The sequence below is a fragment of the Providencia sp. PROV255 genome (genome assembly GCF_028478065.1).
Lineage (GTDB): Bacteria > Pseudomonadota > Gammaproteobacteria > Enterobacterales > Enterobacteriaceae > Providencia > Providencia rettgeri.
Genome location: NZ_JAMPMI010000010.1, coordinates 237,343 through 259,184 on the forward strand (window position 1 = coordinate 237,343; position 21,842 = coordinate 259,184).

The window sequence follows — 21,842 nt, forward strand, 5'->3', positions numbered from 1 at the left end:
TTGCGAATGATAATTATTGTTATCTTGGTGTTTTTTTGCCACTATAACTGTTTATTTATTCGTCTAGGTAAGAGCTCTATGCAGCAGCGTATTGAAGATAAATTCACACAAGCACATTCAGCCCGTGAAGAACAAACTGTTGGTGAATTTATCCGGATCCGCCGCGGTGAGTTTCTGATTAACCGTGATTTAGGTATTGAAGAAGAACAAGCCGCTGGGCTCAAAATTGTGGCTATCCATCAAGGGGCAATGGGTTGCCGTAGTAGTGCGGGACAAAATGTTGAAGTCAATTCACCTTCTTTGATTTTATCGAGCAGCTCGCAAAATTATCTATTGAATAATCAATTTTATGGCCAGCAAACCATGAAATACACCATGATAGATATTTCTCCTGAATGGTTGGAAATGCAACAATTAAGTTTACCAGATACTTGTTATCATCCTCGTTCCCCAAAGCTATTACAGTTGGTTATTCCACCGAGTGTACTGGCGATCACTCATCAGTTATTTGCTTGCCCAACTCATTCGTCATTACGCCAACTCTATTTAAGCGCTAAAGTGTCTGAAATTACGGCACTGTGCTTACATCATTCGCTATCTCATACAAATACGCCTGTTATGAGCGTACTACGCCAGAGAGATATTGATATCTTGCATATGGCAAAAACTATATTGATTCAGGAAATGGAATCCCCACCCAGTTTAGATGAATTGGCTAAACGGTTAGGGGTCAATACCCGTAAACTCACGCAAGGCTTTCGCCAATTATTTGGCAATAGTATTTATGGCTGGTTGCAGGAGACCCGTTTGGAAACAGCTTTCCAGCTATTGAGTATGAATGATGCAAATATCTCAACAGTGGCTTACCAAGTCGGCTATACCCCCGCTCATTTCTCCGTTGCATTTCGCAAACGTTTTGGCATTTCACCTAATCAACTCAAAAAATAACAGTGTGTAGCCGGATAACGATAGACAAATTCCGGCGGTCGAAAGTATCCCATCACATTAATTGTTAAATTGATAACAATTATCATTTAACTTTTTTAGGGTGGGAAATGCTGTCCGTTTATAACATTAAGTCACGCGGAAAATTCCGCTTAACACCTTGTGCCCTTTTGTGTGCAACAGTGAGTTGCTCTGCGATGGTGAATGCAGCACCTATGCAACCGAAACAGGATGTTATACAAGTGACCGCATCTTCAGAGATTGATGATGACTATGTTGCACCGGGGGTGACAACACTCGGAAAAATTGCACTCAAACCACGGGAAGTGGCGCAATCTGTTAGCGTGATTGATAGAGAGCAAATTGAAAAACAAAACCTACAAACGCTTGATGATGTAATGCAACGTGCAACAGGGGTAACCAGTGCGCCCTATGTGAAGTTAACAACGGCTTATTATGTGCGCGGCTTCCAGATTGATTCATTTGAAATTGATGGTGTGCCAGCTCTATTAGGTAACATGGCCAGTTCTCCTCAAGATATGGCGGTATATGAGCGGGTTGAAATTCTTCGCGGGTCGAACGGCCTTTTACATGGTATGGGAAACCCCGCCGCAACCGTCAATATGGTAAGAAAACATGCGCCAAAAGAAAATATGGCCAAGTTGAGCTTAAGTGCGGGAAGTTGGGATCGTTATCGTGGAGAAGTGGACGTTGGGGGCCTACTGAATCAATCAGGTTCAGTGCGTGGGCGGTTTGTCATGGCATGGGAAGATAAAGACTATTTTTATGATATCTCTGACCAACAAACACGGTTGATGTACGGTACTGTTGACATCGATGTTACCCCAGATACTTTACTGCGTATGGGGGCACAATTCCAAACAATTGATTCTGTTACCAATATGGCAGGTGTTCCTTTCGGTAAAGATGGCAGTGATTTACATTTACCACGTAAAACCTATTTAGATGTGGATTGGGACCACTTCAAGTGGGATACCTCCCGTTCATTTGCGGGTATTGAACATAAAATCAATGATGATTGGCAATATAAGCTTAACGCAGAGTATCAACATGTAAATGCCCGATTATTGTACGCAGGAGCATGGGGAAATATCGACCCTGTAACCGGTGATGGTGCAATGTTAATGGGGGGAGCGTATAAATTCCGTAACGAACAAACCAGCTTAGATACCAGTTTAAACGGTAAGGTAGACGCATGGGGGTTAACCCATGATGTAGTTGTCGGTGCAAGTTACTCACATGCCAGTGAAAAGCAATATAGCGCAGATTTAGACCCCGCCTTAAATGTACCAGTGAACGTGTATCGTTGGGACCCTCACAGTGTACCAAAACCTAATGTTGGCGCTTATAGTTCCGCAGGGCCAACCAAAACGACGCAAAAGGGTCTATACGGGATGGGACGTATCAAAGTGATCGAACCTGTTACTGTTATTGCGGGGGTGCGTGATAGCTGGTGGGATGTCAAAACACCAACAGCAAACTTCACCGAAAATGGCCGTCTTACTCCCTACGGTGGTGTGATTTGGGATTTTACGCCGCAATGGTCATGGTATAGCAGCTATTCAACAGTCTATCAGCCACAAACAGGAAAAATGTGGAGCGGAAAAATGCTCAAGCCTGTTGAAGGGCAAACGCTTGAAACGGGTGTCAAAGGCGCGCTATTCAACGGCGGATTAAACCTATCAGGTGCTATTTACCAAATTGATATTAAAAATAACCCACAAATTGATCCTGCACACCCAACAGGGGGCTTTAATAACTATTTCATTAGTGGTGGTAAAGTTCGTAGCCAAGGTTTTGAGCTTGAAGGTATTGGTTATCTGACCCCATTTTGGGATGTATCGGTGGGTTATACCTATACGGATACCAAATACCGTGATGACAGTCAGCATCAAGGGGAGTCTTATAACACTTTAACCCCTCGTCATATGCTACGCGTGTGGTCTAACTATGACCTACCTTGGAATGAGCGCAAATGGAGCTTGGGCGGTGGTATGCAAGCGCAAAGCGCCTACAGCACTAGCAATGGTAATGTAACCTTGCGTCAAGGTGGGTATGCCATTTTTAATGCCCGCTTAGGTTACCAAATCGATGAGACATGGACGGCAGCGGTTAATGTTAATAACTTGTTCGACCGTCGTTATTACTCAGGACTCTTCTCTCCACAATGGAATAACCGCTATGGTGATCCACGTAATGTAATGTTTACATTGAAGGCTGATTTTTAATGAAATTAGTCAGTTGCCTAGCAGTTATTGGCACGTTGTTCGGTGGGATCGTGCTATCGATGTTGATAGCACGTTTTTATCCATCAGCAGATCCGCTCGAACGCGTATATGGTGCAATATTTCTAAGCGTTATCATCACGATGGGATTATTAGTTTATAACTTCAGTGCACTAAATTGGCGAAAATTATTAGTACGTAGCTATAGCTGGTGGCTATTGCCGCTTTTTTTAATGATGGCGGGGTGGGTATGAAGCATAAACAGCCTCTCACTCGTCGTTTAGACCAATTACATCGCAGTGCTGGGGCGCTATTTGGCGTTTTTCTGTTTGTGATCCTATTCACAGGGTGTTGGAGCTTAGGTAGTGATGCATTGCGGTTATGGTGGAACAATGTGCCACTTTCAGGTGAGTTATTACCACTCGAACAGCTTCTTGCGTTGCAACCAAGTGCAACTATGATCCAGCTGCCTGAGCAGCATAATCCTGAGATCACTTTTTGCCAAGGTATGGGAAGATGTGAATTAAGCTATAGCGCGATTAACGGTGAATTGGTTGCCTTAAACAGCCCGACAATGTGGCTAGTAACATTACATAAAAACTTATTTATGGATTTTCCTGGGCGAGTTTTTATCAGTTTATTTGGTTTTGCATTCGCCGTTTTGTTAATCACAGGGCTAGTGATACAACGCCGCAGAATATCCACAATGGTGCGCTTGCCGCGTGTGACACACTTGAGAGTGTTTCTCCATGATTTACATAGCTGGCTTGGCCTATGGTGTTATCCGTGGCTGGTTTTATTTGCGTTTACCGGAGCATTATCAGGCCTAGGGGCGCTAGGAACGGTTTCCCTTGGTGAAAGGGCTGCACCGGATAATCCACAAATTATCATGAAAACCTTGATGGGCGAGTTTAAACCACTGAAAACACCGGTTCCCGCGGCTGAAAGCTCGATTACTGCGGCAATCAGCGCATTACAGCAAACAGTCCCTAGCTTTATCCCTCAAATCTTGTTCAAGCAAGGTGATACGTGGGTGATTGGCGGTGTGCGTAATGGACAGTTATCTACCTCTAACTTTGAACAATATCAATTTGATAGTAAAAAGCGCCAGTTAGTTGCAGTGCGGGATTCTGCACAGCAAGGTATTTGGACACGTGCTTTTATCGCCATCCAACCTTTGCATTATGGGCAATATCAATGGTTACCTAAAATAAGTAATACATTGAGTTATCTGCATTTTATCGCAGGGGTGAGTGGGCTGATATTGGTTTCTGTCGGCCTCGCCATATGGTGTTGGAAAAGAAATTATAGCCTAGCGGCAAGGTTCATTGTGGGCAGTTGTGGTGGATTGCTGTTGTCCGCATGCGCACTATTAGCGCTAATACCATGGTTCACTGCTTTGCTACCAATGCACTTTTTTATGGGCTGGGGGATAGCCTGTATAGCGAGTTTACTCTGCAAAAATGCACAGTTGAGCTTGCAGGTATGCCTTTTATTCTCCGCTGTTTTGTTGCTATTCGCATTTATAGCCTCCTATCTGTTTAGTTCGTTGCCTTTTTCTCGTATCAATCTCGTTTTGTTATGTGGCGGAATAGGGCTTTTATGTATTTTATTCGGTTGTCGAAAATTGTCAGGCACAGCAAAACGTGCGCGGAGTGAGTATGAAAGATCTATTACAAAATAAACAGTTAGTGGTGACGTTGGGGTTACTTTATCTTGCGCAAGGGATACCGATGGGGATAGCAATGGATGCATTACCTACTTTTTTACGCCATGACGGAGGCGAACTGAAAGCATTAGCTTTTTTGCCATTAGTCGGTTTGCCATGGGTGGTGAAATTTTTATGGGCTTCGTTTGTTGATAACCATTGGGGGAATCGTTTAGGTCGCCGTAAAAGTTGGATTATTCCAATGCAAATTATTGTCACGATAACGATGTTCGCACTAAGCACCATCGGGTTATCGGTTGAGAATGCTTTACCCTGCATTGTATTGTTGTTTGCCGCTTCCCTTGCCAGTGCTACCCAAGATATTGCAACAGATGGTATGGCTGCGGAGCAGGTCAGTGGCACAATGTTATCAAAGATCAATGCGGTACAGATAGCAGGGGTGATGGCGGGCTTTTTTATTGGTGGCGCAGGGTTGATGATCATGAGTGAAAGTTTAGGCCAACACCTTGCTTTGGGGGTTTTAGCCTGCGTGCCGTTACTCAGTTTATTGTTTATTAGTGTCTGTCCATTAAAAACGCCATCAATAACACAGGATATGAACGAAAAAGCGAGCCTATTAAAAACGGTAAAACGTCGTGGTGCTCCGCGTTTATTGTTATTAACTTTGCTTTCTGCGGTGACGGCTGTTTCCGGTTTTGGTTTAGCCAAACTATTCCTAAATGATGCGGGTTGGTCATTAGCGCAAATTGGTAAAATGGGCATGGCAGGGGGGATAGTCACACTAGTACTGGGCTGTGGTGGTGGGGCGTGGTTAATCGGTAAAACCGGTGTGTGGCGCGCTTTCTCATTTGGTCTGTTATTTGCTTTGTTATCTTCATTGTTATGGCTGTTGCAATCGGCTAATGGTGTTTCTATTTCTTTAGTTGCACTGTGTATTACATTTGGTTCGTTATCTGCGGGGATTACATCAGTCGCGATAATGACGGCCGGGATGCAATTTGCATCGCGCTATCAGCAAGCAGGTACTGATATGACAGCAGTACAAAGTACCCGTGATATTGGTGAATTAGCCAGTTCAATGATGCTTGTAGGTTTAACCGCAGCGGTAGGCTATTCCGGTGGGTTTATATTAGGGGCGTTAATTGCCTTTATTGCGCTGTTAGTGACATTTTCGCACTACCGCTATATGCAGCGATTAGAAACAGAGCGAGTTTAAGATAAATAGATCCGGTGCTATTTTTTACGTTTCTTATTTTGTTTTTTGACTTCTTTATTCGCTTTCTTTGCAATGGAATTGAAGTAGATATCTAAATAGTGTCGGTTGCTTAAAAATGAAATTAAGCAACTGGCAACGATCACCAACCAGACAAGTTGCAACTTAATTGAATTTTCAATACTAAAAAGCAGTAACAGTGGGATCATGACCATCATGCTAATGAAAACGGAACAAAATAAAGCACCTGCAATGTAGAGCGAGTACTTTTTTAACCCGAATATATTGAGGATGATAAGGACGGCAACCGTTAAAAGTAGTGTACCGAATGTCGCAAACATAATGATAAGCCCTGCCTGTTGCTCAATGAGCCAATCGGTGAAACCAAACCAAGAGAAAGGGATACTTATCATTATAAACGCTCCTGTTTGCCATATACTCGTCATACTTCAAGTTGCAAGGGTGTTGACTACACTCAGCTAGCCGAATCACATACTTGTGTATGCTCATCGGCCTATCTTCCTTTGTCGCCTACCTGCAACTCGAATTATTTAGAGTAGAGTAGGGGGATATCTTTAAAACGAAATAATCTGGCAAAAATCAGATTGGGGAAAACATGAATATCTGTATTGTAGAGTGTGACGGTTTGGTTGAAAAATTCACGTCGGTCTGCAATTTGGTCTTCAATATGTTTTACTTGGGTTTGTAATTCCCTTAGGACTGCTTTACTAATTAGTGTTGGGTAGTTTTCTGCAACCGCGAGCAGTGGCTTTATTTTCGCTGTCAGTTGATTCGCAATATCGACTTTGGTTTCGATCGCGCTGCTGGATAAATAGCGCTGGCGGCTGGCAATCAATTCACTAAACAGCTGCTTTTCATGTGCCATCGCTTTATCTGCAACGTGAGTTAATACCGGCACTAATTCAATTTGCTTCTTTAGCAATACATCAATATTAGCAAACGCTTTATGGCAATTGTTTTTTAAAAATACAATATTATTATAAATATTAATAAGATAGCGTATAAAAATATAGCTAATAACCGCAATGATGATGAAAAAAATAAGCTTTTCCATGTTAGTCATTACCATCAAATAATGCGATCTGGTCGAAATGCATATTTAGCTGCCCGTTTTGATAATCCATTGGCGTAACTAAAATCACACCAATCAGAAAAAGTGCAATCATGGCGGTAATAGCTAAATTTCGACGTAATGGACCTGTTTTGTTCCAACGAACGACATAGTCCGAGGGGGAGACGCCTAATAGCATATGAGGTGCTTTACGTATAATAACCGATTCGCCTTTTTCGTTAGCGTCTGCTGTACCAATTAATAAATAACTGCGGTTTGCTTCAAGTAAATACTCTGTGTAACGGCGATTACCGCTTTCAACATCCATATGCGGCTCTAAGCCCGGGTAAACGAAATAATCAGGGTCACATTCTACCTTAACAGAGCCCGTATCATCCGTTAGGGTAAAGCTGTGCATGTTGCACTTACTACTTTGTAAGGTATAGCTTTTTTTACCGTCTTTATCTTTTGATATGGAATATTCAAAATAAAAGGAGCCATAGCAGGTTTTATTACCTAGCTGGCTTTTAATGGACGTGCCCGCTGTGATTTTCCCTTCAACTTCCACAAGTCCCATCGCCATTGAGCGTATTTTAGAGGTGGCTAGGTTTTTCTGAAATTTTAAGAAGCGCTTGGTTGGTGTATTTTCAATTGCTTTAAATACGAAGGCTAAGACAAATGCGATAAAAAATACGCGTATGTCGATAAAGAACCCAGCAAATAGGCAAGTGGCGATCAGCATTCCCACAAGGACTCTAAGAAACGCACTAAACTTTGATGAGCCTTCATTTTGTAAGCGCTGATAACGTTGGTAGGCTACTTTGCTAGAATTGACGACATTACGAGTAATAAAAAAGGTGATGACCAGTACAACGACATAATAAATGATACTGACATAATCACGGGTAGAAGGTGAGAGTAAGTACCACATACCACAAGCAACACCGACGAAAGGAATGATCCCCCAGTTTACTTTTTTATTTACCGAGAATTTATTATCAATAAATAAAATTAAGGCACCAATGGCGGCTCCGAGTAAAAAATACATATTCACGCATTAATACCTTTAGGCTTACATTATTTAAACTGGACGCCTTGATATTTTTTTTCATCTTCAGAAATATCAAGTAATGGCAGTGCTGAAAAACGAAAGGCATTGGCAATTAAGCTATCAGGGAACATTTGTATTGCAGTATTATACTCTGTTGTTGCGTCGTTAAAGCCTTCACGTCGTTGGGCTATTTTATTTTCAACATCACTTAAAGCGATTTGTAATTGGGTGAATTGCTCACCAGAAATGAGGGTGGGGTAATTTTCCGCAATGGCTACAAGGTTACCCAGTGCACGGTTCATTTCATTCGATGCTGCGATTTTTTCATTCATATTTTGGGCATTGAAATAGCGTTGGCGTGCATCACTTAATGAGGTAAATAACGTTTGTTCATGTTCCATCGCTTTTTCCGTAATAGTGACTAGCTGAGGAATCTGATCTGCTCTTTGCTTTAAAATAACATCAATATTGGCAAATTGATTGCTGACTTGATTGCGGGTGTTGATTAGACGGTTATAGATAGAGATTCCCCAACCTATGGCCAATAAGAGTAAAACAAATACAACGATAAGTGTGATGGTCATATTGGTACCTTTTAACCCATGATCAGTGATTTGAGTTAAAAATATAAGAGCCTTATCGCTTATGCAATCAGAAAAGAATGAAAGTGAGGTTAGAATAAAGAAAATCTGATCTTGCTTTATGACAAAATCAGATTTTACTGTTTAAACAGTGCTTAAAGATTTATATCGACAAGGGAATGGTTCTCATAGATATTCTGTTCAAGAAAATAATCTAGGTCACACTGCAGTACATTAGCAAATATACATAGTCGATGAATCGTAAAATTCTGCGTACCGCGTTCATAACGGGAAATTTGTTGTTGGCTTAATCCCGACTTTTTCCCTAAAGTGTGTGCTGTCCAGCCCATTTGCAAGCGGCGCTTACGAAGTTGTAGTCCTATATAGGTGTTTGAAATTTCAGTTTGATATATTCTCATAATACTGTCCTGATTAATATAACACTACTTGAGTGAAAATTAGGTTTATTTATGTTTTTTTATACGTTATTTTTTTCTAAGCTAATTGAACTCGATACTCGAATTGCTATGCTTTCGTTATGATAACTACCCTGTGCATAAAAAGATTTCTCTCCATTAAATAGAAATAGCCCAATAATAAATACACCCAATCCAATAATAAATATAATAAAGCTGAATAAATAAGATAGTTGCTTGTTAATATAAAATAGGGATTGTTCTTCTAATGCGAAAGCGGCATCTGAGAATGATAGAAATAATATGACGATCCCCCAGTGTAATACAGAAAGTAAAAAAGGGTATTCAACATGATTATGTATAATAATAGGGGTTATTGATAGAATGATTGCCAATGGGTAACCATTTCCGTTAATTTTATATTTTATAAAAGATTGAAATACGACATAGATACCTCCGGTTAATAATAAAGATAAAAAAATCAAATTAGTGAACCCTCCAGTCATCAGCCAGAGTAATATTTCATTATGTGGATGAGGAACAATATACATTTTAGGGCTGAAAAAAGGAATTGCTGTTCTTTCATAACTGTTTTCAAATAAAAAAGACTGCTCCCATGCATCATAAGGTTTCTCTAAGAATAAAGTAATAGAAAAACGCAACATTTGTTTTAAATGGAATTGGTTCATAATTTCAGTTGCAATATACTGAGGGCATAGCCTTATTAGATAAATTCCAATAAAAATTGCTACAGCAATAATAAAATAACTAGCGCTAACACGTAGAGGATTTTTCTTGTAAAAAAGGCAAATAAAAATAAATGCACAAACAGTAAAGCTTAGCCAAGCAATAACAGACTGCAGAACAACTAAAGTTAATGTGAAAAATAAAATACAAGTTCCAAGTAATACAACCCTAATTTTTTCATAACGCTCAGATAACAACGAAAATTGTGATAACACAAGAGTCATTAGAGATAATAAGCATGCAGCCGCCATGTTAACTGATAATATATTGACTTGTTGTGATAATCCATTTGACCTCATACCAGATGCAAGATAAAAAATATCGGCTTCAAATATATATTGATATGCAGTGATAAAGGCTTGAGCTACACTAATAGTGATATAACAGTAAATACAAAATGATTGTATTAACCATTTTTTTCTCACTTGTAACCCTGCAATATAGAGTAATACGCCAACAGTAATACCAGAACAATACCAAAAATCAATACTATTATTTTCTCCCTGATAAGATATTAATCCCATCATTAGAATGGCTAAAGAGAAACAGTAGCAAATAGCAGGTAATGTAATGATTATTTTAATTTTCCGATAGAAAACAGTAAATGCAATAATAGATATTGTCAAGGAAATAGATAACCAACTAATAATGTTTTGTGGTAATGATTGTCTTAGGCTTCCTAGGCTATCGATATAAATAAGACTAGCAAGGTGCCAAACAATAAAGATACCAATAAATAGTGCGCGGGATATTATTATCATAGTACACTTACCGCTAAATTAAATAAATGTGGCGATTAACCAAGCATTACCTTTGTAGTCTCCTGGTTCAGCGTCATAACCAGAAACTTTACTTTCAATCATAATGTTTTTTACTTTATCAATTGTTGTTTCAAATGTTTTTCCACTTTGATTATTTTGTTCATCATAAATTGTAAGCTCAGAATAAATAGTGTTATTTCCTGATTTTAAAGGGAGTCTTTTTTGTGGATCGCTATCTGTGGCATAGTCTAAAGTTAATTTTACTTTAACTGGCTGCACTCTATCGCATGTATAGGTAACAGTACGAGTTTCTTTACTATTAAATTCATAAGCATCCAGTGTTTTATGATCAATATTTAAATTATCAATATTGGAACGGCAATTTGACGGATAATTGATAACTGATGTAGCAAGGTCTAATTTAACGGTGGCTTTATCAATAGGTACATAAATATCTGGTGTTCCATAGTCTTGGAATAATCGTGTATAACCTGCGATCATTGCGTTTGGAATAACAATTTTTCCATCAACAGGAATATCTTTGACATAAACTCTAACGGTAAAAGGAAAATGAACAGTAAAAAATGATGTTGCTAATGGCCCCATTTCTTCATTAGAACATCCTCTCCCTGAAATATTTCGCCAGCCACTGGTTATTCCATTCTCAGAATAAAGAGTAAAAAATGTATTGTTGTTTATTTTATATGCGGTCAGCCCACCAATAGTAAAGCCTGCCTCTGGCATATAGGCAAAGACACGGTGGTAGGCGTAGCTCCAAGGAAGACCAGCGGAATAATTACCTTGTAAGAAGTTCACAGTACAATATACAGAGCCATAAGGCTGAGATGTACTTTCATTAATAACAATACCGGAGCTATTTGCTGGAGCGATTAAAAAATATTTATTGTTATCGCTTCCAATTGCTGGGGTGTTAGAAACAACGGAGTTGTTAGATACTAAGCTCATTTTATAACCACCACCACTTCCTGAATAGCGGGTCGCACTATAGGAATTTAAGCTAATTAAGAGTAGTAACAAAAGTAATGGTGAATATATTTTTATATTTTTCATAAAGACTTCCCAATATTACAGATAATCAACCATCACTGATAAAGCGGCACTAAATGGCCCTGCAGTGAGATTTTCAATAGCTTGATTAGTGACTAATTGTGATTGAATAACAACTTTCCCTGTATCACCACTTACGGATGGAGCAATCCTTTCCCATTTATTAAGGTTGAGTGCATTACTTTTATTTTCTTCTGAAAAACGAATACCCAATCCATTAATAGAGGTCGCAAGCACGGTTTCATTGTTTATTGTTAAAGTACTTCCTTCTCTAGGAGATAGGTAAACTTGTAAATTTTTTCGAAGTTCACATTGTTTAATGAGAATACCAAAGGACTGTTTTTCTTCAGTTAGTCTGTCTAGCGCCACCTCTCGAAAATTAATGACTAATTCTTTTTCGCCATTTTCTGCTGTAAGTACACATGGCGGTCTAACCAATTTAGCAGAAAGAGAAATTAGCACATCCGCTTGAGTACCTAAGGAAACTAATAAGCTAATTAAAGGGAATGAAAAACAAATGAATTTCATTTCAATTCTCCTTATTGATAATCAAGGTTAAAAGTAACAGTTGAGGAAAACCCCCCTGTTTTTAAACGAGTACTAAAGGGTTTTTGAGCATAAACACCAAATAAAAGTGTATTAACAGATCCTTTACCTGATTCAGTAACTGTGCTGACATCAATTGTTGTATTAAGCTCCAGTTCTTTACCACGACTATCAGTCAGAGCTAATAAAACATTAGATTCACCTGTGGTTTTTAAATAATTAATACCATTATGTGTTTCAATATTTTGGGTATTTAACGTTATTTTGATCGTTTTATTCAAAGCCATTGCAGAACAGTCCATGATATCCAACTTAAATGGCTGCATATCTGAACGTCCTAATGTTTCGATTGAAGAAAAACGTAGCCCAGAAAGATATATTTTTTTTTGTGTATCATCATCACTCAGCCGACAACCAAGAGGCACTAGCACACCCTCAAAGTAAACGGTTAGGCTATTGGCAAAGCTGGTATTCCATGTTAGGAATAAAAGGCTAAATAATAATGTTGAGTATCTAGTCATAATTTATTTCCACACGTTGCATCTTATTACTAGCAGGAATAGAGAATAAAATGGTGTTATTGCGTCGTGGTTGTGTTAGCACGTATTGGTTATTGCCTAATTTCAGTGTAAACGGCGCCCAAGCTTGCTTTTGTATTGGTTTGCTACAATGAGAAAAATGCATTTCCACGCTATAGGTTGCTGCAATTAAAGTACTTTCATTTAATTTTAATGAGATATCAGGTAGACAAGGAGCAGTAACAATACGCGCATTGATATATATCGTACCTGTTGTCACAGGCACAGCAGATTCAGCAAAAATAGGTATAGCAAAAGCCCATAGTGCTAGGTAATTCAATTTCATTGTTCTGCTCCTATCTATTTTTTACTCATTATTCCGTCACACTGCACTTTGAAGCTTGGCATTTGAAAGCAAGTGAAGGCTTTCCACCATAATCATTGATATATGTCAGGTAAGGTGTTGAAAATTTGGAGGATTTAATCATTTGATTAGATTTTGGCGGTACCATAACCGCGTCAAAATCACTTTCTTCAGATTGTTTTTGGCTGTTCCCTAAACCAATTACAGTTACATAAAATGGTGTTGGATTATTTAATGTATAGCCCGATGATGTTGTTGTTAATGTTATATGTTTCGTCCAATCTGTTTTGCTTTGTGCAACAATGTTTTCAGGGCGATAAAATAGTTTTACACGGCTTTGTAATGCAATTTGCAACACACCCGCTTCTGATGATTTAGGCGGGATTTCACGCAGGTTGTAATAAAACAGGGATTCCCTGTCTTGCGGTAACTTTGCAATGTCAGGTGCGGTGCTTAGGCGAACTAGGCTAGTTGATTTGGGCTCCATGCGCTGAATCGGCGGAGTGGCAATAATAGGGCCGGTTTCCAATTTTTGTTCTAATGCATTTTCCAACCACGACTGGGCTAAATAAGGTAGCTCCGGGTTATCATTACGGATCGTAATATTAATAGACGATTGATTTCCATCGAAAATTATACGAGTGCGATCAAGTGTAACCGCAGCATTCGTAACTGAAATTACACTCATAGTCAGCGTGAATACGCTAGTAAGTAATAAAAAAGGGGAATTCAATTTCATCTTAGTTCTCTTATTAACGGCAAATAATAGTTGGGTAAATCTCCTGAGGATTAATCACATCAGGCACATGGGCGCTACACTGGTGTTTATTTCCCCAATAGAGATTGAGTAAGTCTTTAGGTTGGATACCAACAATCCACGTAATACCTTGTTCACCAACAATTCCGAGCTCAATATTGTTGCTATTACGCACGCTAGTGCCAAAAGGTGGATAAGTGTCATCAGCCAGCTTTAAGCGAGCGAACGTTTTTTCACCTTGAATAACGTTGAGGCGACGATATCCGATTGCTCCACGAGTCAAAGTTGCATCGGTGACAGTCTCTAATGCTTCAACATCCTTTGGTAATTTACTGGTATTAATAGATGCACTGGTTTTCCGATAACTACTCACATTTGGCAATACAGCGAGTCCAAAGTGATTAGTTTGATAAACGCCACCACTCAGAGGAACGTTAGCTGCTCCAGGTGTTTCTACAACGAGTCGAGTACCGCCATAAGCGGCTTGGTGCATGGCAATGCCTTCTTTAATTAAGGTAATTCCACCATTAATTGATCCCCCAACACTGTGATATTCGTTCGGGACATAACTTGCGTTTCCTGAAATGGAGGCATAAGGAAGATTTTGGTTTAAATAACCACTAAAGCTGGTTTGGTCATCCTGATGGCTTCCTGTTTGATAACCGACATTTAAGTTATAATTGCGCTGCTCACTATATCCGCTATAGCCGATATTATGTGTTGAGCTGTGTTGGCCATTTTGGTTGCGGGTATAACCTTCAGAAAAGCTGACGCTACTTCCTTGACTTAAAGGAATAGTGAAATATAAGCTGATCGCATCATCTTGATATCCTGCTCTTTTTGAACGAGTTGCAGACGCTGTCAGGTTAATATTTTTTAGCCCAATAGCCGCCCAATTTAAAAGAGTACTTAGGTATAAGCTGTATTGTTCTTCTGTTTCACTATTCCAATAAGTATTATATTGATAGTTTCCACCCAATGAGAAATCATCAAAATATTTATTAATATTAACTTGATAGCTTTCTTTTTGAGCTTGGCTTTCATTACCAGTACGTCGTTCATCCAACGTTTGTTGCAAAGAGCGATAGGTTTCATCAGAGAAACGATACCCTGCGAATGTAATGTCAGTTCTGGCTTCATCAAATGATTTTGAATAACTAAGTCGATAACTTCGGCCAGTTAATGTTTTATCAAGCAATTGAGCATGTGACTGAGTCGCATCGAACGAAAGGCTACCGAATGAAAACAGGTCACGGCCAAAGCCAGCTGAAAATGCCTGATAATTTTTTGATAAAACGGATCCCCCATAGATAGACCAAAGGTTATTTAACCCGTAAGAGAGTTCTCCCGACGCAGTTAAATCACCTTCGAGCTGGCGGCCATTAAAACGTGGTTTACCCGCTGCAAATTTATAGCGGATTTGCCCTGGTCTCGTTAAATAGGGTAATGCTGCAGTGGTAATGCTAAATTGTTGCTCTTCACCATTTTCTTCTCGTACAGTCACATCTAATGTTCCACGAATGGAGCTATCTAGTGTCTGGATACGAAAAGGGCCAGCCGGTACGGTTGTTTCTAAAACTATACGGTTATGGCTTTTGACAATAACAGTGGCATTAGTTTGAGCAATACCAATAATTTCTGGTGCATAACCCGTTAATTTAGGGGGCATCATATTTTCATCGGTTTCAAGAGATACCCCGGTGTACTGCCAAGAATCAAAAATAGCAGAGTAAAAGTAGTTCTCACCTAACGTTAAAATAGATGCAATAGATTTTATTGAGCGATATGCAAATAATCGGCTAAATGTGGCATCGCTATATTGGTTCTTGAAGCTTCCTGTCGATTTTCGATAGTTTGCTTGGTAATCACCGCGTAAACGCCATGCACCAAAATTAAGCCCTGTTGTTCCGTTAGCAGAAAGGTACGATTCTCGTGAACCTGAATCTCGACGCGTTAAAGAACCTGTTAGGTTGTAATCTAATAAAAATCCATTTACCCCTTCCTCCCAACGTGAAGGAGGAACCCAACTGGGATCGGTATATTCTAAATAGCTTTGTGGAATTAAAATGGATAGCGTTAATGTTGATAAATCTACATTTAATGAAGCACCTTCAAGCGGAGATAAATCAAGGCATTTACCCTCATCACGATATTTAATTAATTTAATTGCGTCTTGAGTAAGCCCTAAACGATCAAGAATATTAACGGGAACACAAACGGTATCGAATAAATTATTGTTTTGGGATTGTGGCGCTATCACAGTGATATCTTGTGCACTACCCATACTCTCATTATTGACTTTGAGGGTTAAATGATAAATACCAGGCATAATAAATCCAGCCTGAGAAAATTGGCTAAAGTCAATATTTTGAGTGTCTTCCGTATCTAACATATCGGTATTAAATTCGACAGCATAGGCTAACGAAGAGATTGAAGATACAAAAGAAGTCACAATGATGTAAGAGTAAATATTAAATTTAACCATGATTTTTTCATCAAATTAATTATGAGTTTATTTACTAATCGTAAGTAACGTTGAATTTAATTGTGGTAAAGTAATCGCCAGGTGTAATTTCGTTATTACTTGCACCCAATTCTGTTTCATATTTTAAAAAGCTCTCTTTACTCTTTTTATCAAAATAAACGTAATTATTAGAAATAGGATAGAGTTTATTTGGCATTAATAAATTATTATTAATATCGTATATATATAGGACAACCCCAGGCTTTGGGCCTGATAGTTTTATTGCATTAGAATACGTATCTTGCGGTGCAAAAAAACGAATTTTAATACCTTTATGATTACTGCTGTCATATTCACTAATACAGTTATTTAATTTTATATAGAAAGGTTTTCGCATTAATTTTTCATCTTCTATATTATTTATACTATAGTTAGAAATATAATCGTAATTTATATATTGATATTGACTATCAGTTTCAATTGAACAAGGTGCCGCAACGATATAACCTTGCATTACTGTTTCACCTCGAAGACCATCTTGAATATGTCCAAGGTTAGAGCTAGTCGCATTAGAGTTAATCGAGTTAAATAATAAGGCAATCCATAGATAAGTATTTTTTTTCATAATGAGCCTTTTATGGGGAGAGAATTCTCTCCCCTAAAAAAATTACTCGTATGTGATTTTAAAATCAGCAATAGAACTAAATTCACCTTCGGTAACGGGTGTTGTACCATCAACACGTTTAGCTAATGCAGTAAATTCTAAAACGTTTTCACCTTGTTTATTACGAATTTGATTCATAACAGATTTGGCTTCATCAAATTTGAAATCTTTGATTTGAATACCGATATTTGAAGCTGTACCAGTAGTACCTAAGAATTCTTTATCAGTACCGACATAGTTTTTACCACCAAAGGTAATTTTAATATCTTTAACAGCAACCCACTTACCTTCAGTGTCTTTGCTAAACTCATCAAAATTACATTCTTTTAATTTAATTGCGATATCTTTCTCTGCTGCATTACCCGCTTCTAAAGATGCACGAGAAAGTTGACCGAATGGAACTTCTTGTTTTGTACTTTCTGATTCAATATTACATGGAGCATTAACAACTTGGCCGCTGAAATGTAATTCACCGCTATTACCACTAGCAAAGATAGAAGTTGAAATAGCAGAAGTAGCGAATAAAACAGCAATGGAAAGTTTATTTAATTTCATATCTTACATCCTTAAAAATAAGTAAATATTTGATCCCTAGTAAGCCTTTATATAAGTACTGGCATAGGAATAAAGTTCAGTATCCATCAATGGATTTTCAAATGTCCTAATCACAGAACGCTTAACATAATCGTTTTTAGCGTGGGTCATTTCGACGGAGGAAATCTTATCCTTCTCAGGTGTAAAGTGGAATAAAATTCTTTAATTTTAATTAAATTCAAAGTTATAGTTTGATATTTAGTTTTTTTTAATGTCTATTAATGTTTTTATGTTGATTTAATTTGCTGTGAAATGTTTAATGTTTGTGCTTTTAAGGTGTTTTAAGGTTGGAGATGTTTAGAAATAAAAAAAATGCATCAAAATATTAATATTTGATGCATTTTTTGTGTTTTTTTTTGAATTTACAGAGTGCAAATAAAAAGTGGAGAGAAATTTTCTTCAAAAATATAACTTGTATCGGTTAATTTTTTTATTTTTAAAAAATAAAGTTGATTCATTTCAGGGACTCCCCGAATATTGATTTTTCCTTGAGCCTGATCACCTGGGTCTATAAATATATTGTCAACACGTAAAAAAAAATGGTCGCCTAAGTATTCATGTTTCATCAGAAATTTTCGTGAAATAGTATAGTTTTTACCATTTTCATTAATATTTCCATTCATGATGAACGTGTGTTGGTCAGGTTTGTTTTCATTAGGAATAACACTTAGTAGGTAAAATCCTTTTAAGGTAGAACGGTGATCAGAGATATTTATTTTTAAGGTTGTCTGACAATTTGGAATAACAGGAGTATTAATTATGTGATGAACATATAAGCTAATAAAAACTAGAGTTATAGATGTAATAAACAAAAAAAGCATTCTTGCTGATACTTTATTTGACATAAAAATTCTCACAGCTCACAGTTGTGCTCTCTTTCGGTATTGTTGGGCAATACGACAAAAATAGGAAATTGTCATATAAATTTTTATCATTCGCAACGATACCAACGTTATAATAAAAAACAGTTGCTGGCTTTTTACAATCAAGGTTTAATTTCGTGAGTTCATTTTGAATTGTCGCAAAGCTGATGGTTGTTGTATCGGGTTTATGGTAACTATTAATGTAGCGGATACTGCATTGATCGATACGACCAACTTCAGGATATTCTGTTCGGCTTGCAAAGAAATAACTTTTAAATAGGTATAATAAGCAAAAAATAATGAGTCCAATAAGTGAGATTTCAACATACCGGTTATTCAGCATGTAGTTTTTTTTATTTTCGCTTGCTTGGGGGGGAATCCCTTCGGGTGCTTCTGATGAAGAACCTAGTTCAACCTCAGTAGTGAGCAATTCTTTGTCATTATTATCCTTTATTTCCTCACGCTCATTCTCAATTTTCAGGTCAGCAGAAAACTTAATCCCAACTTTAGGTACTGTTGTGATAATTTCTTCATCAGAAAAGGAAGATAAATGGCGTCGTAGTACAGACACACTACTATTCAGGTTATTATCAGAGACGACTTGGTTATGTTCCTCCCAAACCCTGCGTAATATGGTTTCTCGGTCAACGATATCATGGTTGTTTTGCACTAAGACTAATAACAAGCGATTTAAAGTAGTTGTTAATTTTAATGCATTATCAACATTGTCGGTATATAACAGCCCCTGATGACTGTCATAATTAATATGATTATTAATCAAATAGTTCATTTTTAGATTGATTGTATTTATAGGAAAAATATTTATATTATTTGAGTTTATACCTGTTATTTATGTTATGTCAATTAATCATATTTAGTGTAATTTTAAAAACCCTTAAAAATCAGGTGGTTGGGTTTTTGTTTACGCATGTTATGTTTAAAGGTGGGAGGCTAAAGGAGTATTTGTTTTTCCAGAAAAACACTATCCTTTAAAAATTATACAAAATAACTAATAATTTATATGTATAAAAAATTTCAGACTGAAACATTTTATGGGGAGTAAGTCTGTTGCTAGCTATTATTTTGACTAAACGATGAGATATAAAAAAATAGCCTCAAGTATAAGAGGCTATTTAATATAAATACTTTACCAATTATGCGGTTGGTTCAAGGATTTGGTGCATAACAGGATGGAATTTACGTTTAAAGTAAACGAGACCATGCCCTGTATCGTTAACAATGATTTGTTTCATTTCAACCATGTAGACAGAGTGCGTACCAATATCTTGCACTTGTGTAATTTCACCTTCTAAATTAGCAAGAGAACCTTTTAATTGAGGTTGTTGTAAGAGGCCTTTTTCCCACACATTCCAGCTAAAACGCTCTTCCATTGTGGAACCTTTCATCCCAGCAAAATGGCACGCTAACTCTTCTTGGTCATGGCTCAGCACGTTCACGCACAGGCGGCCATTCTTTTGAAAAACCGCATTCATTGCACTGTTGCGGTTGACACAGACCATCAAAGTGGGTGGCGTATCTGTAACTGAACAGACTGCGGTAGCTGTAATTCCACAGCGACCCTCAGTCCCATCCGTGGTGACGATATTGACTGCTGCACCAAGACTTGCCATCGCATCTCTGAAACGCAGGCGATGTTCATTTTCTAAAGACATTTTGACCTCCTGCTGCCGACTATTTCAGCAGCGAATCTAACTGATTAATATCATTGTTGTTATGCAGGTGTGGACGTTTCCATCCATGTTGATCGTAATCTGATAAGCAACGATCAACCATATCTGTCATGGCTTTCATATTGCCAGAACCTTGTGCATGACGCAGACATTGCAGACGAATTTCGTCTTGGCTTCCTGCGTAGTTAATTTCATACAATTCATGGCGCCCACCAAATTCACTACCAATAGCATCCCACATTAACTTAAGGATCTTGATGCGTTCAACGTGATCCATACCATTAGAGCCGCGAACATATTTAGCTAAATACTTATCAATTTCTGGATTATTCATATCACGAACGCTTGATGGCAGATAAATCAAACCACTTGTTACGTTACTTTCAATGATATTCTTGATTTTGGTGTAAGCCATTGGTGCCATAACTCGATAAGTTTGGATAGCTTGGGTATCCGGTAAGAATGCACCGCCTTCCCAGGCTTTGGCTTCAGAAGTCATTGCGTCAGTCAAGGACCAGAACAGGTTACGCCACGCAACCACTTCACCTAAATCTGCTTGTACACCACGGAAATCAATAACACCTGTACATTCTAAACTTTTTTGTAACAATCCGGTAATGAAGTCTAATTTAACCGCTAAGCGGACACAAGCTTGTAATGGGAATAAACGTGCGAATCCACCTTGGACAGCCCAATTACGTGCACGGTCAAAGTCACGGTAGATCAGGACGTTTTCCCATGGAATTAACACGTGATCCATCACCAAGATGGCATCATTTTCATCGAAACGGCTTGAAAGCGGGTAATCAAATGGTGCGCCTGTTGCGCCAGCCACTAATTCATAAGATGCACGTGAGATTAATTTCACACCGTCTGCGTCCATTGGGGCAACAAACATCAGGGCAAAATCAGGGTTATTTCCCATTACTTGTGCAGAGCCAAAACCGATAAAGTTATAGTGTGTTAATGCGGAGTTGGTCGCAACGACTTTCGCACCACTGACGATAATCCCTGCATCTGTCTCTTTTTCGAGTTTGATATAAACATCTTTCACTTCATCAGCGGGCTTATGACGATCAATCGGTGGGTTAACGATCGCATGGTTAAAGTACAGACCGCTTTCTTGAATGCGTTTGTACCAATTGCGCGCGTTATCTGCAAATTGGCCATAATATTCAGGGTTCGCACCTAAACAGCTGGCGAATGCCGCCTTATAGTCTGGAGTGCGTCCCATCCATCCGTAGCTCTGGCGTGACCAATCTGCGATGGCATCACGTTGTTGGCGTAATTCTTCTGGGCTGGTTGCGAAACGGAAGAATTTGTGAGTGTATCCACCGTTACCTGTGTCGGTGTTCCAACAAAGTTGGTCATGAGTCGTTTTATCATGAAGCGCATCATATAACTGTCCTATTGAAGCTGCAGAGTTACGAAAAGCTGGATGAGTAGTGACATCTTTCACACGCTCGCCATAAATATAGATTTCACGGCCATCTTGTAGGCTTTTTAAGTATTCTTGGCTATTAAAAGGGCGTTTAGCATCTGAACGAAAATCTTCTGGTTTCATGTCTACCTCGTTATCTCACAATGAGGGCTTGCATTGATAGGGTATAAA

At 38.4% G+C, this 21,842-nt stretch carries 23 protein-coding genes; 5 read left to right on the forward strand and 18 right to left on the reverse strand.

The genetic code is table 11. From position 1 onward, the window contains the following. Window positions 1–78: 78 nt before the first annotated feature. The 5 genes from PR725_RS12590 (at window position 79) to PR725_RS12610 (ending at window position 6,076) form a co-directional block, all read left to right on the forward strand. A complete protein-coding gene (locus PR725_RS12590) occupies window positions 79–948 on the forward strand; it encodes a helix-turn-helix transcriptional regulator (protein WP_109911918.1) in 870 nt (289 codons plus the stop codon). A 107-nt stretch (window positions 949–1,055) separates the two neighbouring features. Beyond that, window positions 1,056–3,194 (forward strand): TonB-dependent siderophore receptor, encoded by a 2,139-nt coding sequence (locus PR725_RS12595; RefSeq protein WP_272569260.1) that lies wholly within the window; start codon window positions 1,056–1,058, stop codon window positions 3,192–3,194. Continuing rightward, window positions 3,194–3,445: a hypothetical protein gene (locus PR725_RS12600; RefSeq protein WP_109911920.1), complete on the forward strand. Its 252-nt coding sequence runs from the start codon at window positions 3,194–3,196 to the stop codon at window positions 3,443–3,445. The genes PR725_RS12595 and PR725_RS12600 overlap by 1 nt, the downstream gene beginning before the upstream one ends. Then, window positions 3,442–4,875 carry a PepSY-associated TM helix domain-containing protein gene (locus PR725_RS12605; RefSeq protein WP_272569262.1) on the forward strand — a complete coding sequence of 478 codons (1,434 nt, stop codon included), beginning with the start codon at window positions 3,442–3,444 and terminating at the stop codon, window positions 4,873–4,875. Before PR725_RS12600 ends, PR725_RS12605 begins: the two co-directional genes overlap by 4 nt. After that, a complete protein-coding gene (locus PR725_RS12610) occupies window positions 4,853–6,076 on the forward strand; it encodes a RhtX/FptX family siderophore transporter (protein WP_117162842.1) in 1,224 nt (407 codons plus the stop codon). Before PR725_RS12605 ends, PR725_RS12610 begins: the two co-directional genes overlap by 23 nt. A gap of 17 nt (window positions 6,077–6,093) precedes the next feature. Here the strand turns inward: PR725_RS12610 and PR725_RS12615 are convergent, their stop codons facing one another. The 18 genes from PR725_RS12615 to hpaB form a co-directional block, all read right to left on the reverse strand. Continuing rightward, window positions 6,094–6,486, reverse strand: a complete 393-nt coding sequence (locus PR725_RS12615; RefSeq protein WP_272569264.1) for a hypothetical protein — start codon at window positions 6,484–6,486, stop codon at window positions 6,094–6,096. A 134-nt stretch (window positions 6,487–6,620) separates the two neighbouring features. Beyond that, window positions 6,621–7,148, reverse strand: coding sequence for a LemA family protein (locus PR725_RS12620; RefSeq protein ID WP_110732251.1), 528 nt, complete (start codon window positions 7,146–7,148; stop codon window positions 6,621–6,623). 1 nt (window position 7,149) lies between these two features. Continuing rightward, entirely contained in the window at window positions 7,150–8,193 is a 1,044-nt protein-coding gene (locus tag PR725_RS12625) for a hypothetical protein (protein WP_272569359.1), read from the reverse strand. Window positions 8,194–8,222: 29 nt separating this feature from the next. Further along, window positions 8,223–8,780 carry a LemA family protein gene (locus tag PR725_RS12630; protein ID WP_228367442.1) on the reverse strand — a complete coding sequence of 186 codons (558 nt, stop codon included), beginning with the start codon at window positions 8,778–8,780 and terminating at the stop codon, window positions 8,223–8,225. 152 nt (window positions 8,781–8,932) lie between these two features. After that, window positions 8,933–9,196: a helix-turn-helix domain-containing protein gene (locus PR725_RS12635; protein ID WP_109911926.1), complete on the reverse strand. Its 264-nt coding sequence runs from the start codon at window positions 9,194–9,196 to the stop codon at window positions 8,933–8,935. Window positions 9,197–9,255: 59 nt separating this feature from the next. Further along, a complete protein-coding gene (locus tag PR725_RS12640) occupies window positions 9,256–10,701 on the reverse strand; it encodes an O-antigen ligase domain-containing protein (protein WP_226538033.1) in 1,446 nt (481 codons plus the stop codon). Between the two features lie 18 nt (window positions 10,702–10,719). Further along, the gene (locus tag PR725_RS12645; protein WP_109911927.1) at window positions 10,720–11,772 is read right to left on the reverse strand and encodes an adhesin; all 1,053 of its coding nucleotides are present in this window, start codon (window positions 11,770–11,772) and stop codon (window positions 10,720–10,722) included. A gap of 15 nt (window positions 11,773–11,787) precedes the next feature. Beyond that, window positions 11,788–12,297, reverse strand: a complete 510-nt coding sequence (locus PR725_RS12650) for a fimbrial protein (RefSeq protein ID WP_004905345.1) — start codon at window positions 12,295–12,297, stop codon at window positions 11,788–11,790. A gap of 11 nt (window positions 12,298–12,308) precedes the next feature. Further along, the gene (locus tag PR725_RS12655) at window positions 12,309–12,836 is read right to left on the reverse strand and encodes a fimbrial protein (protein WP_102139511.1); all 528 of its coding nucleotides are present in this window, start codon (window positions 12,834–12,836) and stop codon (window positions 12,309–12,311) included. Then, entirely contained in the window at window positions 12,829–13,179 is a 351-nt protein-coding gene (locus PR725_RS12660; RefSeq protein ID WP_102139510.1) for a hypothetical protein, read from the reverse strand. The genes PR725_RS12655 and PR725_RS12660 overlap by 8 nt, the downstream gene beginning before the upstream one ends. A 28-nt stretch (window positions 13,180–13,207) precedes the next feature. Then, a complete protein-coding gene (locus PR725_RS12665; protein ID WP_272569270.1) occupies window positions 13,208–13,936 on the reverse strand; it encodes a fimbrial biogenesis chaperone in 729 nt (242 codons plus the stop codon). Window positions 13,937–13,949: 13 nt separating this feature from the next. After that, a complete protein-coding gene (locus PR725_RS12670) occupies window positions 13,950–16,439 on the reverse strand; it encodes a fimbria/pilus outer membrane usher protein (protein ID WP_110732250.1) in 2,490 nt (829 codons plus the stop codon). A 34-nt stretch (window positions 16,440–16,473) separates the two neighbouring features. Further along, complete coding sequence (locus PR725_RS12675) at window positions 16,474–17,043, reverse strand: fimbrial protein (RefSeq protein WP_109911931.1); 570 nt, start codon at window positions 17,041–17,043, stop codon at window positions 16,474–16,476. A gap of 42 nt (window positions 17,044–17,085) precedes the next feature. Next, the gene (locus tag PR725_RS12680; RefSeq protein WP_109911932.1) at window positions 17,086–17,637 is read right to left on the reverse strand and encodes a fimbrial protein; all 552 of its coding nucleotides are present in this window, start codon (window positions 17,635–17,637) and stop codon (window positions 17,086–17,088) included. Between the two features lie 401 nt (window positions 17,638–18,038). Continuing rightward, window positions 18,039–18,521 (reverse strand): FidL-like protein, encoded by a 483-nt coding sequence (locus PR725_RS12685; protein WP_109911933.1) that lies wholly within the window; start codon window positions 18,519–18,521, stop codon window positions 18,039–18,041. Then, window positions 18,511–19,329, reverse strand: a complete 819-nt coding sequence (locus PR725_RS12690) for a winged helix-turn-helix domain-containing protein (RefSeq protein ID WP_272569277.1) — start codon at window positions 19,327–19,329, stop codon at window positions 18,511–18,513. Before PR725_RS12690 ends, PR725_RS12685 begins: the two co-directional genes overlap by 11 nt. Before the next feature lie 364 nt (window positions 19,330–19,693). Then, window positions 19,694–20,212, reverse strand: coding sequence for a 4-hydroxyphenylacetate 3-monooxygenase, reductase component (gene hpaC / locus PR725_RS12695; protein ID WP_109911935.1), 519 nt, complete (start codon window positions 20,210–20,212; stop codon window positions 19,694–19,696). A gap of 19 nt (window positions 20,213–20,231) precedes the next feature. Beyond that, complete coding sequence (hpaB, locus tag PR725_RS12700) at window positions 20,232–21,794, reverse strand: 4-hydroxyphenylacetate 3-monooxygenase, oxygenase component (protein ID WP_004914324.1); 1,563 nt, start codon at window positions 21,792–21,794, stop codon at window positions 20,232–20,234. Between the last annotated feature and the right edge of the window lie 48 nt (window positions 21,795–21,842).

Coding starts and splice junctions, on each gene's coding strand:
- PR725_RS12590 (WP_109911918.1), top strand. CDS start 79: ATGCAGCAGCGTATTGAAGATAAATTCACACAAGCACATTCAGCCCGT.
- PR725_RS12595 (WP_272569260.1), top strand. CDS start 1,056: ATGCTGTCCGTTTATAACATTAAGTCACGCGGAAAATTCCGCTTAACA.
- PR725_RS12600 (WP_109911920.1), top strand. CDS start 3,194: ATGAAATTAGTCAGTTGCCTAGCAGTTATTGGCACGTTGTTCGGTGGG.
- PR725_RS12605 (WP_272569262.1), top strand. CDS start 3,442: ATGAAGCATAAACAGCCTCTCACTCGTCGTTTAGACCAATTACATCGC.
- PR725_RS12610 (WP_117162842.1), top strand. CDS start 4,853: ATGAAAGATCTATTACAAAATAAACAGTTAGTGGTGACGTTGGGGTTA.
- PR725_RS12615 (WP_272569264.1), bottom strand. CDS start 6,486: ATGATAAGTATCCCTTTCTCTTGGTTTGGTTTCACCGATTGGCTCATT.
- PR725_RS12620 (WP_110732251.1), bottom strand. CDS start 7,148: ATGGAAAAGCTTATTTTTTTCATCATCATTGCGGTTATTAGCTATATT.
- PR725_RS12625 (WP_272569359.1), bottom strand. CDS start 8,193: ATGTATTTTTTACTCGGAGCCGCCATTGGTGCCTTAATTTTATTTATT.
- PR725_RS12630 (WP_228367442.1), bottom strand. CDS start 8,780: ATGACCATCACACTTATCGTTGTATTTGTTTTACTCTTATTGGCCATA.
- PR725_RS12635 (WP_109911926.1), bottom strand. CDS start 9,196: ATGAGAATATATCAAACTGAAATTTCAAACACCTATATAGGACTACAA.
- PR725_RS12640 (WP_226538033.1), bottom strand. CDS start 10,701: ATGATAATAATATCCCGCGCACTATTTATTGGTATCTTTATTGTTTGG.
- PR725_RS12645 (WP_109911927.1), bottom strand. CDS start 11,772: ATGAAAAATATAAAAATATATTCACCATTACTTTTGTTACTACTCTTA.
- PR725_RS12650 (WP_004905345.1), bottom strand. CDS start 12,297: ATGAAATTCATTTGTTTTTCATTCCCTTTAATTAGCTTATTAGTTTCC.
- PR725_RS12655 (WP_102139511.1), bottom strand. CDS start 12,836: ATGACTAGATACTCAACATTATTATTTAGCCTTTTATTCCTAACATGG.
- PR725_RS12660 (WP_102139510.1), bottom strand. CDS start 13,179: ATGAAATTGAATTACCTAGCACTATGGGCTTTTGCTATACCTATTTTT.
- PR725_RS12665 (WP_272569270.1), bottom strand. CDS start 13,936: ATGAAATTGAATTCCCCTTTTTTATTACTTACTAGCGTATTCACGCTG.
- PR725_RS12670 (WP_110732250.1), bottom strand. CDS start 16,439: ATGGTTAAATTTAATATTTACTCTTACATCATTGTGACTTCTTTTGTA.
- PR725_RS12675 (WP_109911931.1), bottom strand. CDS start 17,043: ATGAAAAAAAATACTTATCTATGGATTGCCTTATTATTTAACTCGATT.
- PR725_RS12680 (WP_109911932.1), bottom strand. CDS start 17,637: ATGAAATTAAATAAACTTTCCATTGCTGTTTTATTCGCTACTTCTGCT.
- PR725_RS12685 (WP_109911933.1), bottom strand. CDS start 18,521: ATGTCAAATAAAGTATCAGCAAGAATGCTTTTTTTGTTTATTACATCT.
- PR725_RS12690 (WP_272569277.1), bottom strand. CDS start 19,329: ATGAACTATTTGATTAATAATCATATTAATTATGACAGTCATCAGGGG.
- hpaC (WP_109911935.1), bottom strand. CDS start 20,212: ATGTCTTTAGAAAATGAACATCGCCTGCGTTTCAGAGATGCGATGGCA.
- hpaB (WP_004914324.1), bottom strand. CDS start 21,794: ATGAAACCAGAAGATTTTCGTTCAGATGCTAAACGCCCTTTTAATAGC.